Here is a 13,587-nt window from a genome sequence, read left to right on the forward strand (position 1 = left end):
TGCATATCGTCGGCGGCAGCCGAAAGACCACCCCTGAGACGCCTCACATCGAGTTCATTGTCATTACAGAATGATCGTCAGTTGCTCGGCGGCGGCTTCTCCGGCATGCAGGTTGCCCAGCGCATGCCGGATCGGCATTCTGCTGGACCTGAACCCGCTGGGCGATACCGCCCGCTTGGATGATTGCCCGATGCACGAAACCGCGAAGATTGCTCAGCATCTCCCCTACCTCCGGCGGTTCGCGCGGGCGCTGACCGGCAGCCAGCGAGGCGGGGACGCCTATGTCGTGACGGCCCTGGAGACCATCTCGGAAGACCCCAAAGCGTTGAGGTCCGATCTCGACCTCAACGCGGCGCTCTACCAGCTTCTGCTCGCGATCTGGGGCGCCGTCCCCGCCAATCGCCAGCACCACGCGCCGACGCTTGCCGATGCGACGGTAGAGGAAGGTCACGACGTGGAGCGCATCACGCCGCTTCCGCGCGTCTGCTTTTTGCTGCATGCGGTGGAAGGCTTTCCGGTCGATACCATCGCGAAGCTGGTCGATCGCCCCGCCGAGCAGGTCGGCAGGCTTATTGACGAAGCCGGCCGGGAGATCGCTGCCCAGCTCCATACCGACGTGCTGATCATCGAGGACGAAACCATCATCTCGATGGACCTTGAGGGCCTGGTGCAGGAACTGGGACACAACGTCATCGGCATCGCCCGCACCCGTGCCGAGGCCATGGCGCTGGCCAACCGCCACGCCCCGGGTCTCATCCTCGCCGATATCCAGCTCGCCGATGGCAGTTCGGGACTGGACGCGGTGAGCGACATCCTGGCGGTTGCGGAAGTGCCGGTGGTTTTCATCACCGCCTATCCCCAGCGCTTGCTGACCGGGGAGCGGCCGGAACCGGCGTTCCTCATAACCAAGCCGTTCCAGCATGAGATCGTGAAGGCGACGCTGAGCCAGGCGCTATTTTTCGATCGCCGCGCGCGCCTGGGCCAGAGGCATACGGAAGGTTCGCGTCTGGCGAGCGCCTAAACGCGCGCACGCCAAACGGGGGCGGATAAGCGCAGCTCCTATCCGCCCCCCCAACGCCTGCGAACACCTTAAATGCGGAGAATGGTCCGCCCGGCGTAGCGCGCGCTGTCGCCCAGGGCTTCCTCGATACGGATAAGCTGGTTGTATTTCGCCACGCGATCGGTGCGCGCGAGGCTGCCAGTCTTGATCTGCCCCGCATTCGTCGCCACCGCGAGGTCGGCGATGGTGGTGTCCTCGGTCTCGCCGGAGCGATGGCTGATGATGCTGGTATAGCCCGCGCGATGGGCGATCTCGACAGCCTCTAGGGTCTCGGTCAACGTGCCGATCTGGTTGACCTTGACGAGGATGGAATTGCCGCAGCCTTCCTCGATGCCCCGCCGCAGCCGCTCCGGATTGGTGACAAACAGATCGTCGCCGACCAGTTGCACCCGGCCGCCCAGCCTTTGGGTGAGCAGCTTCCAGCCCTCCCAGTCGTCCTCGGCGCAGCCATCCTCGATCGAGAGGATCGGGAAACGGCCGCACAGCTTCTCCAGATAGTCGACCATCTGCGCGGAATCGAAGACCTTCCCTTCGCCTTCCATGTTGTAGCGACCATCCGCGAAGAACTCGGTCGAGGCGCAGTCGAGCGCGAACATGACGTCCTCGCCCGGACGATACCCGGCCTTCTCGCAGGCGCCCGAGATGAAGGTGAGCGCCTCCTCGGCCGACTTCAGGGCTGGTGCGAAGCCGCCTTCATCGCCGACATTGGTGTTGTGGCCCGCGTCCTGCAGCGCCTTCTTCAGCGTATGAAAGATCTCCGAGCCCGTCCGCACCGCCTCGGCGATCGTCGCCGCGCCGACCGGCATGACCATGAATTCCTGGATGTCGATCGGGTTGTCGGCATGCTGGCCGCCATTGACGATATTCATCATCGGCACCGGCAGTGTCCGCGCGCTGACGCCCCCTAAATATCGATACAGCGGCAGATCGTATTCGAGCGCCGAGGCCTTGGCGACGGCGAGCGACACGGCCAGGATCGCATTGGCCCCCAGCCGGCGCTTGTTCGGCGTTCCGTCCAGATCGATCATGGTATTGTCGATCTTCACCTGCTCCGAGGCATCGAGACCGCTCAACGCATCAAAGATTTCGCCCTCGACATTGGCGACCGCCGAGGTCACTCCCTTGCCGCCATAGCGCACCTTGTTCCCGTCCCGCAGCTCCGCCGCCTCATGCGCGCCGGTCGAAGCGCCGGAGGGCACGGCGGCGCGGCCGAGGGCGCCGCTTTCCAGCACGACATCGACCTCGACGGTCGGATTGCCGCGACTATCCAGGATCTGGCGGCCGATGATATCTGCGATGGCGGACATGGCGTTTCCCCTTCGAACTGACGCCAGCCGATACGGCGGCGTCACGCTGGTGACAAGAGCCGATCCGGTTACTTCGTGCCGAACAGCCGGTCCCCGGCATCGCCGAGACCCGGCCGGATATAGGCATGTTCATCAAGCTCGCGATCGAGTGCCGCGGTGAAAACATGCACATCGGGATGAGCCGCCTCCATCACCGCGACCCCCTCCGGTGCCGCGAGAAGCGACAGGAAGCGGATCTGGGTGGCCCCGGCCCGCTTGATGAGGTCGACAGCGGCGGCCGCCGAATAGCCCGTGGCCAGCATCGGGTCGACCGCGATGACCAGCCGGTCCTGGATATCCTCCGGAAGTTTCACGAAATATTCCACCGGGCGCTTGCTGATGGGGTCCCGATAGAGGCCGACATGCCCCACCCTGGCCGAAGGCACGAGATCGAGCAGCCCGTCCAGCAGCCCGGCGCCCGCGCGCAGGATGGAGACGAAGCAAAGCTTCTTGCCCGCCAGCAGGGGCGCCATCATCGGCTCCAGCGGAGTTTCGATAGGCACCATCTGCAGCGGCAGATCCCGCATGATCTCGTAGCCCAGCAGCAGGCTGGTCTCCTGCAGCAGAGCACGGAACTCCTTGGTGGACTTGTCCCTCCGCCGCATCAGGGTGAGCTTGTGCTGGACCAGAGGATGATCGACCACCGTCAGATTGGCGAAACGCTTCATGGCGCGGACGTACCTCCCCTGTGGCCCAAGGACCATCCCTATGGTGAAGCGGACGCCCGCACGCGGCAACAGGGTCGCGGGCCTGACGACGTGGGGGGTGCCGACCCGGCTATCCTCCCACAGGACGACACTTATTTCGGTTGCCGCCGTGTACTTCTGCCGCTTGAATTGAGTCATAGCGCGCGAATTTGGAAGCCGCCGGGCAGGAGGTGCTGATGTCGGACCACCACAGCCTGACCTTTCCTCGACCGGGCGCGACCGGCCACCAGCTGATCCGCGTCGGCCCCGTAACACCCGCTGGGCGCGGAATCATCGGCGACTGCTGGGCTGCCTCCGACGTGAGATTCCGACGGGACGGCCACTCTTGCGCGCCGAGTTGAAACGCCAATGACGGTTGCCAGCCCCCGCCGGATCCTTCTTACCACCGACGCCTTGGGTGGCGCCTGGAACTATTCGCTTGGCCTCGCGCGCTCCCTTGCCCGCCGCCGGGTCATGGTCGATCTGGCAGTACTCGGACCGGCACCCTCTCCCGCACAATCCGAGGCGGCGACGCAGGTGACGGGGCTGGCCTTGCACGTAACCGACCTGCCGCTCGACTGGACAGCACCGAACGTTGCAACCGTTGCACGAGCCTCGGCAGCGCTCGCGGAGTTGGCGCAGGCCGTCAACGCCGATACGGCGCAGCTCCACACGCCGGCGCTCGTGGGTCACGGCGAGTGGCCGGTGCCAGTGGTGGCCGTGGTGCACGCCTGTGTCGGCACGTGGTGGGCCGCGTTACATGGCGGTCCCATACCACCCGACCTCGCCTGGCGCGCGGGGCTGGTCGCGGCCGGGCTGCGGCGGGCCGGCGCGATTGTCGCTCCGAGCCAGGCCTTCGCCGATGCGCTGCATAAGGTCTACGGTGATTCTCATATGATCACCGTGGTCCATACTGGCCGCATGCCCGCCGGCCAGCTTGTGCGGGACCACCATTTGCCGCAGCCGGAACGGCATGGCGTGCTGGCAGCTGGCCGGCTTTGGGACCCCGCGAAGAATATGGCGCTGCTGGAAGATGTGGCAGGGCGCCTCGATTTCTCCCTGCGCGCTGCTGGGCCGCTGACGGGGCCGGGCGGCGAGATCGTCCCCCTCCATCATCTGCGGCCGCTCGGCGTGCTGGATGACCGCGCCATGGCCCTCGCAATGGACGAGGCACGGATCTTCGCCTCCCCCGCACGCTACGAGCCCTTCGGCCTGTCCGTGTTGGAGGCGGCGCAAGCCGGGCTGCCGCTTGTCCTCTCGGACATCCCGACCTTTCGCGAATTGTGGGATGGCGCCGCGATCTTCCTGCTACCAACCGACACTGTCGCCTGGACAGAGGCGCTTCGCGACCTGCATGACGACCTTAAATTGTGCCGCCAGCTCGGCAGGAAGGCTCGCACCCGCGCCAATCTTTATGGCGCTGAGCGGCAGGAACGAGCGATGTGGGATCTCCATTCGGCTCTGCTGGCTGAATCCCGCCGCGTCCCCGCCGCCTGAGTTCCTCCTCAATGCGTTTTGTCTACTTCACCCAATCCATCCGGTCCTGCTGGAACCATGGCAACGTGCATTTTCTGCGCGGCGTGGCTCGCGCGTTGCTGCGGTCGGGGCATGCGATCACCATTTACGAACCCGAGGACGGATGGAGCCGCGCGAATCTTCTGCGCAGCCACGGTCCAGCGGCGGATGAGACATTCGCGCGCGTCTTCCCGGATGTCGCCGCCAATAGCCGCTTTCTGTCGGACGATCTCGACGCCATGCTGGACGGTGCGGAGGTCGTCATCGTCCACGAATGGAACGACCCAGCACTGGTCGCCGCAATCGGCCGCAAGCGCGGGTCGGGCGCCGGCTTCCGGCTGCTCTTCCACGATACGCACCACCGCATGGTGAGCGACCCTAAGGCCATGGCCGCCTTCGATCTCTCAGGCTACGACGCGGTACTCGCCTTCGGAGAGTCGCTGAGCGAGGTCTATCGCGGCCAAGGCTGGGGCGGTCGCGTCTTCACCTGGCACCAGGCCGCCGATACCTCGCTGTTCCGTCCACCAGAGACTCCCCAAAGGCGTTACGGCGCGGTGTGGACGGGCAATTGGGGCGATGGCGAGCGCAACGACGAGCTGATCGACTACATGTTCGATCCAATCGTGAAACTCGCAATCCCGTTCGATGTCTATGGCGTACGCTATCCGGGCGAAGCGCTGGCGGAGCTGGCAAAACGCGACATCCGGTATCACGGCTGGACGCCGAATACCGATGTGCCGGCCATACTCGCTCAGCGGGCGTTCACCGTACATGTGCCACGACGCTTCTACGTGGAGCAACTGCCAGGCATACCAACCATCCGCGTCTTCGAGGCTCTGGCCTGCGGCATTCCGCTCCTCTCGGCGCCGTGGTCGGATTCGGAGAGTCTCTTTGCACCGGATCGAGATTTCCTCATGGCCCGGTCTCCGGACGAGATGACGACGCTGATGCGTAACCTCACGAACGACAGCGCGCTGCGCGTTGGTCTGGTGGCGCATGGATTGCGCACGATCCTGCTGCGCCACACCTGCGAACACCGCGCCGACGAACTGCGAGGCATCGTGGCGCGGCTGCAAGGAGTTACCGGAGAGGTCGCCGCGTAGAGCGAGTTGCCGTCCAGGGATCGGCACTGCCGTCGCCTTTCTGGAACGCCGCCATTTCACCACTCGGGCCTGACAATCCAGTATCGAACTGCGATCCAAAGATCCGTCATGGCACGCGAATTGCGTGCGGGGCACCCCGTGCCATCCACGCCTTTGCCTTCGTCACGCAAGCAACGCGTGGATGCTCGGCCTTCGCCGAGCAATGACGTGGTGGAGTGAGCATGGTTCAAACCAAAGTCATCCCGCTCTAATCGACCCAATTTTGGTTGATCGAGGAACGGCTATAGACGTTGTAGGCGATCGGCGGCACGCAGGCGTAAGCTCTGAGTGCACCGTAATGTCGGGCCATCTCGACATCGATTCCATCATTGCGCCAGCCCTCGAAGCCTTCCTTGGGCGACGGCGCGTGCGCATTGCCCAGCGGCAGGCTACGCGCAAGCAGGCGGGCCGCGCCGCCGGGGGAAAGAGTGTAGCCGAGGATCCCGCAAGCGACATGGAGCGGGATCAACCTCGGTTCCACTGCGCTTTCCCGCGCGCAGGAAAATCCCTCGAACACATCATCGCGCACGAAGCCCCAGCCGAGCTGGCGACAGGCCGCCACCGAGATCGATAGTGATCGGATCGGAATGGTTCCAACCCCATAGGATGATGTCCCATCCCTGTACCGTCGCCGCGACCCGCGCCGCGATTTCGGCAAATCTTCGATGCAGGATCGCGTCATCCTCGAAAATGGTGATCGACCGGTTAGTCTCGGCGCTTCGCCGCCAAAGTGTGAGGTGGGAGCGCGCGCAACACAGAGCGGGGAGCGTGTAGGTATTCTCCGCGCCGATCATGCCGTCGTCGAGCAGCGCCTTCCGGGTCACATCAGCCGGCCCGATTGCCTCGAAGCGCCGCGCCACGATGCTACGTGCGTTTTCCGTCTGGAATCGCTGCAGGCGATCTGGCCGATCCGAAAGATTGATCACCCAGGCATCGCCAATCGCTGATACCTCGCCTTGCTCGCCCATTTGCCCGGACCCTCGGAGTGCGCCCTAAACATACCGATATCGATATAAACAGAACGTAAACGACGAGTGGCTTGCGCAACCTCGGTAAGATTCGGCTAAGGCGTCGTTTTAGTCGGTGCGTCGTGGAATCCATCGAATAGCCCGCGCAGAAAGCCAGGCGTCACGAGCGACATCGGATTGACCTTCACATGCGGTGAGTCAATCGAACCTGTCAGCGTATAGGCGGCGGCGAACAGCCCGCCGCCCTTCTCCGGACTGAACAACCGGCCGATCAGCGGGATATGGCCGAGCAGGGAATTGAAGAAATAGGCCGGCACGATCGTGCCCTTGATATCGAAATGGTTGCGCGGCAAATCGATCTGGCCCTCCGCCGTAAGCCCCAGCGAAGCGCTGTAGGCTCGCGCTTCCCGCAGCGTCAGTTGCTCATCCGCCAGGCGGAAAGGTGCCACCATGCGATGAAAGTGCAGGCCGGGGCCCCGCATCAGATCGATCACACCATAGAGCGTCATGAGTTGCAGCATGCGGGCCGCGGTCGGCGCATCATGCAGGTTGAAATCATCCATCTCGGCCTTCCCGCTCAACGGATGGTCCGCCTGCTTGTCGTCATACGTGCCATCGATACGCAGATTGCCGCCCGCGATTGCGTCATAGGCGTTGATGGCCCGCAGCAAGCCGCCGAAGTCATCATCCGTGAGCGTTACCCGCCGCGTCCCGTTCGGCGCCGGGACAACCGTAAAGCGCGCGGGCTTGCCGGAGGGCGGCACAAGCAGCGAGAGATTCGCCCCCGTCATGATGATCCCGTCATCCGCCGCCTGACCCCGTACCTGATCGAGTTCGCGTGATGCTCCGCCGGGCGCCGTGCCAAACAGAATGCGGTCGAGCTGCACGCGAACGCTCCACGGCGTATGCCGCGCGAAATGTTGCTTCGTGCTGACCGTGGACAGTGCCTGATTGGTCGGCGCGGCACTGGTCGTCTTGGCGCCGCCGAAGCGGCCCGAAAGATCCAAGGTCGAACCTGTAACCGCCACCGCATAGCCGCTCCCCGGCTTGACCGGGAAATTCACCGAACCGGCGATATTGGTGCGGCCGAGCACCAGCCTGTCGATCACAAGGCTTGCGAGTTGGCCATCCGCCACCGTCGTCCGCGCCGTCGCCTCCGTCCCCGCCCCAGTGAGCCGGATATTGTCGAGAGCGACGATCTTCTCGCCCTGCAGCGCGAGATGAGCCACGAGGGTCGCGTCCTTCGACCCGCCGCTCCAGCCGATTGGCGCCACCGATAGGTCGCCTTCCCCGAAGGCCGCAGAGGCATCCACATCGGCGCGCCCGTTACGGCGGAGGGTGGCCGCGACGGCAAGCCGGACCGTTCCCCGCACCAACCCACCATTCGGCAGTCCCGCCGCCGCCAGCCGCGTCGTATCCGCGGCTCCTTTGACGTTCACGCGTGTCTGAACCTGATCCGGCGGCCCCCGGCGGAAATCAGAATACAGCGTGAGGTCGAGCGGAATCGTCGCGAGATTGGCGTGTCCCTGAACATTGAGCTGGGACGTATTGGCATCGATCGTGCAACTCCCCTCCGTCAGGTCACGCCCCAGGAGGAGCTTGTGCAAGGCAACGCCCGTGAGCTGGGCATGCACCTTCACGGTAACGTCCGAGGCGAGAACCTTGTCCTTGAGCGGCAAGGTGAGATCGACATGCGTGTCGATATTCCCCGCGGTCGGACTCAGGGCGACTGGTCGGTCTCCCAACAAATGCAGTCTCGGATTGCTGATGAGCGCGAAGGCATCAACCAGCGGCCCCGCCACATTGACCGCGAGCGTCGCCGGCTGCACCGCCGCGTCCAAGCCGCTGATGACCATCGTGCTGTGGCTAACCGTGAGCTTGCCCTGCTGTCCCTTCGAGACCGTGATCTTGATACGGTCCGGTCCGTCGAGCGCGATGGTGCCCGCGACATTGGTCATCGGTGGAATCGGCGGCAGCCAGATCACCGTCAGGCCATCGGCCGTGATCGCCCCGCTCGATTGCGTCAATGCGAGATCATCGAGCGTCTTGCCCAACGTGAGACCGAAGTGGAAGTCGCCATCATGCAAGCCGCCGCTATTGGTCTGCTGGGCAATCCAATCATGTGCGCCTGGGGCCAGCGACGGCGGCCAGTAAATCGGCAGGTCGCCGGTCGCGACATGATCGATCGTCACGCCCAGGCTGGCCTTGCCACCCGGCGCGACATCCGTGCTTCCCGTGAGACCGATGGTTGGCGGTGGCGCCGCACTGACAGGCCCTAGTGCAATCTGCGAACCCGGATCGAGCGTGACCATGCCGCGATCACCATGCGCGGCAACGACCGCGCCCAGGATTGGCACCCGCTTTCCGGCGGCAAGCAAATTGCCCTTGCCCAGAGTGACGCGGCCAGAGAAGTGACCGAGCGTCAGGGCAGGTGTGACATCGATTTCCGTGTCGAGCGAAACAGCCGCCTGGGGTAAGGGCGCATCCTTCAGACGCCCAACGCCCGCCGCGAGACCCGCCGGATCCGGCACATGCGCGCTCGCCTTCAGCGTGACGGCACGACTCGTATCGATTGCCAGCGTGCCGCCAATCGTGCCGGGGCGCGCCCTTTTCACCTGCTCTGCCGGATCGAGCGACATGCTATCCGCGCCGTCGAGCTGCAGAGAGAACGGCCCCTGGACCCCGCCAGCCGCGGCTCTTACCAACGCCACATTGATTGATTGGGCGCGCCACGTCGCACCGAGGGGTCCGTTCTCAACGATCAGCAATCCGCCCTGCAACGTAACGTGGCGCAGTTGGGCGAGCTCAGCGGGGCGTACACGAACCAGGTCGCGGTCATTGCCCGGTGGCTGCGCCAGCACCTTGATGACATCCCGCAATGTCGTCGGCTTTGGCTGATGCAGGCGGCCGGGCACGTCTGGCGAAATCGAACTCAGGCTCGCATCCGACTGCCTTCGCAGCACGAGCTGCAGGTTGCGAGCCGCAATATCACGTGGTGCGAAGACACCTATGGACGCCCAGGCGACCGAAAAATTGACGCTGATCTCGTCCGCCGAGAGCACCGGGCGATGTGCGGCATCCGATGCCTTCACGCCTTGCAGCGTCACCATCCCCGGCGCGTCCGGCCCTTGGCCAAAGCCTTGCCAACCGATCACCGCACTGCGAACGGCAATGCGCAGACGAGGATCTGCCGCCGCCACCAGACGCTCGACGCGCGGTAGCAGAAAGGAAATGTCGATCGGCCCGTCAGCAGCGCGCCAGGCGAGCATCGTCCAACCAACCGCCGCCAGAATCAGCAAGCCCTCGACGGATACGATCAGGAAAGTCGCCGGCCAGCGCAGCCAGCGCGACAGCCGCCGCCGAGTTCGTGGCGGTGGCGCGGTGTAAAAGGGCGCGTCCGCTTCCGGCTCTTGACCTTCCAGTGGCGTCACGCCCAGCTTGCCCGGGAATGCTCGCGCCCCGAACCTCGCTGCCTTGGCCCGCCCCCGCCGACCCCGCCGCGGCGGACCGCTTCGTCGAGCGCCTCAGTGAAATCGCGGGAGACCATGGGCTGCCGCCGGAAATGCTGCGCGCCATCGGCGGCAACAGCGACTACCTGGCTGGTCTCGCCTTGCGTGAAGCGCGAACCCTCCAGCGCTTCGTCGAGGAAGGTGCGGAGGCCGAGGCGGCGCGCGCATTTCTGACGCTCGCCGAAGCCCGCGCCGATTGGCCCCAGCCGAAACTCGCCCAGGCCATGCGGGTCGCCAAGCGGCAGGTGGCGCTGATCACCGGCCTCGCCGACATCACCGGAGCCTGGCCGCTGTCCCGCGTCACCGGCACGCTCAGCCGGCTGGCGGAGGAGACGCTGACCATTGGCGTACGCCACCTGATCCTGGCCGCCCATCACAGGGGCATCCTGCGTCTGCCGGCGCCGGAAACCGACCCCGACAAAGGCTCGGGAGTGACTGTTCTGGCGCTCGGCAAGCTCGGCGGGCGCGAGTTGAACTATTCGAGCGATATCGACCTCATTGTCTTCTACGACCCCGCCGCGGTGGATTTCGGCGGCGACTCCCATGGTGCCTTCTATACCCGGCTCGCGCGTGATCTGGTCAAACTCATGGAGGCAAGAGACGCTGACGGCTACGTCTTTCGTGTCGATCTGCGGCTGCGCCCCGACCCCGCCGCGATGCCGCTCGCCGTCTCGGTGCCGACGGCGCTGACGTATTACGAGACACTTGGCCGGAATTGGGAACGCGCGGCCCTGCTTAAGGCACGCCCCGTCGCGGGAGATCGCAGCCTCGGCGAGGAGATGGTGGAGGCGCTGCGTCCCTTCGTCTGGCGCCGTCACCTCGATTTCGCGGCCATCGCCGATATCCACGCCATGAAGCGCCGGATGGACGCGCATCGCGGCCGGCCCATCCCCACGGGGGAAGACGCGGTGTCGCGTTTGTTGGGTCACGATCTGAAACTCGGGCGCGGCGGCATTCGCGAGATCGAGTTCCTGGCGCAGACGCTGCAACTCGTCTGGGGCGGGCGGGAGCCGATTTTGCGGATTGGCGCCACCTTGCCCGCACTGCGGCTACTCGCGCGGCTGGGTCATCTGCCGAGCGCCGATGCGGCGAGGCTTACCCGCGCCTATCGTTTCCTGCGGCAGGCCGAGCACCGCCTACAGATGGTGGACGACCGGCAAACTCATAAGCTGCCCGATACGCGCGCCGATTTCGCCTGCTTCGCGACCTTCCTCGGCTATCCGACTGCTGACGCCTTCGCGCACGCCGCCCTCGAACATCTCGACGGCGTCCAACAGCTCTTCGACTCTTTCTTCGAAACCGATGAGGGCGACGAGAGCGAGGAAACACTGGACCTTGGCGCCATCGATAAGCCGATCCCGGCGAAGATTGTGGGATGGCTCAAGTCCGCCGGCTTCCAGGATCCGCCGCATATCGTCACGGCCGTTCGGCTTTGGCAGGCAGGCCGCCCGCGTGCCCTGCGGTCGGAGCGTGCTCGCGCCCTGCTCGAACCATTGTTGCCGCGCATCCTGACAGCGCTCGGCGGACAGCCTCAGCCGGACCATGCCTTTTCGCGTTTCGATGCTTTCATCTCCCGCCTGCCCGCGGGCATCCAGCTGCTGTCGCTGTTCCAGAGGAACCCAGCACTGATCGACCGCATCGCCGCTCTGCTGGGCGCCGCCCCTGGTCTTGCCGACCATCTCGCCATCCATCCCGGCGCTCTTGAAGGGCTGCTTGGGTTGGAGGAGGTCCGGATCGAGCCAGCCCGCATGCTGGGACGCCAGCTCGCCGATGCCACGACGCTGGAGGACACCATCGCGCTGACCCGCCATTTCGTCAGCGAGGAGAGCTTCCGCATCGGCGTCGCCACGTTGGAGGGGCGGATGGATGTCGATGCCGCTGGCCTCGCCCGCGCCGCGCTCGCGGATGCCGCGCTGGAAGCCCTCCTCGCGGGGGTCCTGGCGCAGCACGATTCGCGCTACGGACAGCTCGATGGCGGCGGCGTTGTTGTGGTGCTGCTCGGCAAGGGGGGCGGCAGGGAGATGATGCCGGGCTCCGATCTCGATCTCATGCTGATCTACGACATGGCCGAGGATGCCGGAGAGAGCCAAGGTCCCCGTCCGCTGGCGCCCAGCCAGTGGTTCGCGCGCCTCGCCACCGCCTTCACCGGCGCGCTTACCGCGCAGGGCGTCGAGGGTCCCATGTTTCGCGTCGATATGCGGTTACGACCCTCCGGCAGCCACGGCCCGGTGGCCGTCAGCCTCGCCTCCTTCGAACGCTACCACGCATCGGATGCCTGGACGTGGGAGCAGATGTCGCTCACCCGCGCGCGCGTCGTCGCCGGACCCGAGGCATTGCGTGTTCGGGTCGAGGCGGCGATCGCGCAGGCGCTGCTGCCACGCCGGACTCCGGCGACGCTGCGCGAAAACGCTCGCGCGATGCGCGCCCGCATGCTGCGGGACCTGCCGCCGGAGGGTCCTTGGGACGTCAGGCTCCGGCCCGGCGGCATAGTCGAGGTCGAGTTTCTGGCCCAGGTGCTGCAACTCGACTATTTCGGCTGGCTTCCCGAGCGCCGCAGCACCACCACACGGATCGCTCTGCGCCATCTAGAGGAAGACGGTCATCTCTCGGCCGAGGATACGGCGGTATTGATCGGAGCCGATCATCTGTGGCGCACCATCCAGAGTTCGCTGCGGTTGACCGTCGGCCGCCCGACAACGATCGAACTGCCCGAAGCGCCCGCCCGCGTCCTACTCGCGGCGGTGGGGGAGATGACGGTTCCAAGTTTACGCGCCACCATGGACCGCGTGGCGGCGGCGGTGCATGAGCGCTTCGTCCGCCTCATCGGCGATCCTCAGCCTGGCGAAACCCCGCGCAAAGCGCCGCCTGCCAAAGGAGTTTCGGAATGACCCTCACCCCAGGTGACGCCGCTCCCGATTTCGACATGCCGGCTTCCGGCGGTCGCCACGTGAGTCTGAGCGGAATGAGAGGCAAAGCCTTCGTGCTCTACTTCTACCCGAAGGCCGATACCACCGGCTGCACCAAGGAAGCCTGCGCCTTCCAGGAGGCACTGCCGCAACTCGGCGGCCACGGTGTGGAGGTCATCGGCGTCTCGAAGGACCCGATGAAGCCGATCGAGAAATTCGCTGCCAAATATGCGCTGAGCTTCCCTCTCGCCTCGGACGAGGGCGGCGACGTGATCGAGCGCTATGGCTGCTGGGCCGAGAAGGCGATGTACGGCCGCAAATACATGGGCACCGAGCGCACCACCTTCCTCATCGACGCGAAGGGCAAAATCGCCCAGGTCTGGCGCAAGGTCTCGGTCGCCGGTCACGCGGCCGAGGTGCTGCGGGCCGCGGCGGCGTTGGGCTGAGGACGGGGC

The 13,587-nt window shown here is 65.4% G+C and carries 10 protein-coding genes; 5 read left to right on the forward strand and 5 right to left on the reverse strand.

The features are described 5' to 3' along the window. The first annotated feature begins 112 nt into the window (after nucleotides 1–112). Complete coding sequence (locus GSQ83_RS05205; protein WP_254065511.1) at nucleotides 113–1,021, forward strand: response regulator; 909 nt, start codon at nucleotides 113–115, stop codon at nucleotides 1,019–1,021. Nucleotides 1,022–1,089: 68 nt separating this feature from the next. Here GSQ83_RS05205 and eno read toward each other — a convergent pair whose 3' ends face one another. Both eno and upp read right to left on the reverse strand, forming a co-directional pair. Further along, the gene (gene eno, locus GSQ83_RS05210; RefSeq protein WP_158801827.1) at nucleotides 1,090–2,367 is read right to left on the reverse strand and encodes a phosphopyruvate hydratase; all 1,278 of its coding nucleotides are present in this window, start codon (nucleotides 2,365–2,367) and stop codon (nucleotides 1,090–1,092) included. Nucleotides 2,368–2,435: 68 nt separating this feature from the next. Next, nucleotides 2,436–3,074, reverse strand: a complete 639-nt coding sequence (upp, locus tag GSQ83_RS05215; RefSeq protein WP_158801828.1) for a uracil phosphoribosyltransferase — start codon at nucleotides 3,072–3,074, stop codon at nucleotides 2,436–2,438. Nucleotides 3,075–3,461: 387 nt separating this feature from the next. Between upp and GSQ83_RS05220 the strand changes: the two genes are divergently transcribed. Continuing rightward, nucleotides 3,462–4,589 (forward strand): glycosyltransferase, encoded by a 1,128-nt coding sequence (locus GSQ83_RS05220; RefSeq protein WP_158801829.1) that lies wholly within the window; start codon nucleotides 3,462–3,464, stop codon nucleotides 4,587–4,589. An 11-nt stretch (nucleotides 4,590–4,600) separates the two neighbouring features. Next, a complete protein-coding gene (locus GSQ83_RS05225; protein WP_158801830.1) occupies nucleotides 4,601–5,710 on the forward strand; it encodes a glycosyltransferase in 1,110 nt (369 codons plus the stop codon). 247 nt (nucleotides 5,711–5,957) lie between these two features. Here the strand turns inward: GSQ83_RS05225 and GSQ83_RS05230 are convergent, their stop codons facing one another. From GSQ83_RS05230 to GSQ83_RS05240, 3 genes are all read right to left on the reverse strand, one after another. After that, nucleotides 5,958–6,278 carry a hypothetical protein gene (locus GSQ83_RS05230; RefSeq protein ID WP_158801831.1) on the reverse strand — a complete coding sequence of 107 codons (321 nt, stop codon included), beginning with the start codon at nucleotides 6,276–6,278 and terminating at the stop codon, nucleotides 5,958–5,960. Then, entirely contained in the window at nucleotides 6,268–6,717 is a 450-nt protein-coding gene (locus tag GSQ83_RS05235; RefSeq protein ID WP_158801832.1) for a glycosyltransferase family 25 protein, read from the reverse strand. The genes GSQ83_RS05230 and GSQ83_RS05235 overlap by 11 nt, the downstream gene beginning before the upstream one ends. Nucleotides 6,718–6,812: 95 nt before the next feature. Beyond that, entirely contained in the window at nucleotides 6,813–10,148 is a 3,336-nt protein-coding gene (locus GSQ83_RS05240; RefSeq protein ID WP_158801833.1) for an AsmA-like C-terminal region-containing protein, read from the reverse strand. 17 nt (nucleotides 10,149–10,165) lie between these two features. Here GSQ83_RS05240 and GSQ83_RS05245 point away from each other — a divergent pair, with 17 nt between their 5' ends. Together GSQ83_RS05245 and GSQ83_RS05250 are read left to right on the forward strand one after the other, a co-directional pair. Next, on the forward strand, nucleotides 10,166–13,114 hold the full coding sequence (locus GSQ83_RS05245; RefSeq protein ID WP_158801834.1) for a bifunctional [glutamine synthetase] adenylyltransferase/[glutamine synthetase]-adenylyl-L-tyrosine phosphorylase: 2,949 nt from the start codon (nucleotides 10,166–10,168) through the stop codon (nucleotides 13,112–13,114). After that, complete coding sequence (locus GSQ83_RS05250) at nucleotides 13,111–13,578, forward strand: peroxiredoxin (protein ID WP_158801835.1); 468 nt, start codon at nucleotides 13,111–13,113, stop codon at nucleotides 13,576–13,578. Before GSQ83_RS05245 ends, GSQ83_RS05250 begins: the two co-directional genes overlap by 4 nt. The last annotated feature ends 9 nt before the right edge of the window (nucleotides 13,579–13,587 follow it).

Source organism: Acidisoma sp. L85, assembly GCF_009765865.1.
In the GTDB taxonomy this organism is placed as follows: domain Bacteria; phylum Pseudomonadota; class Alphaproteobacteria; order Acetobacterales; family Acetobacteraceae; genus Acidisoma.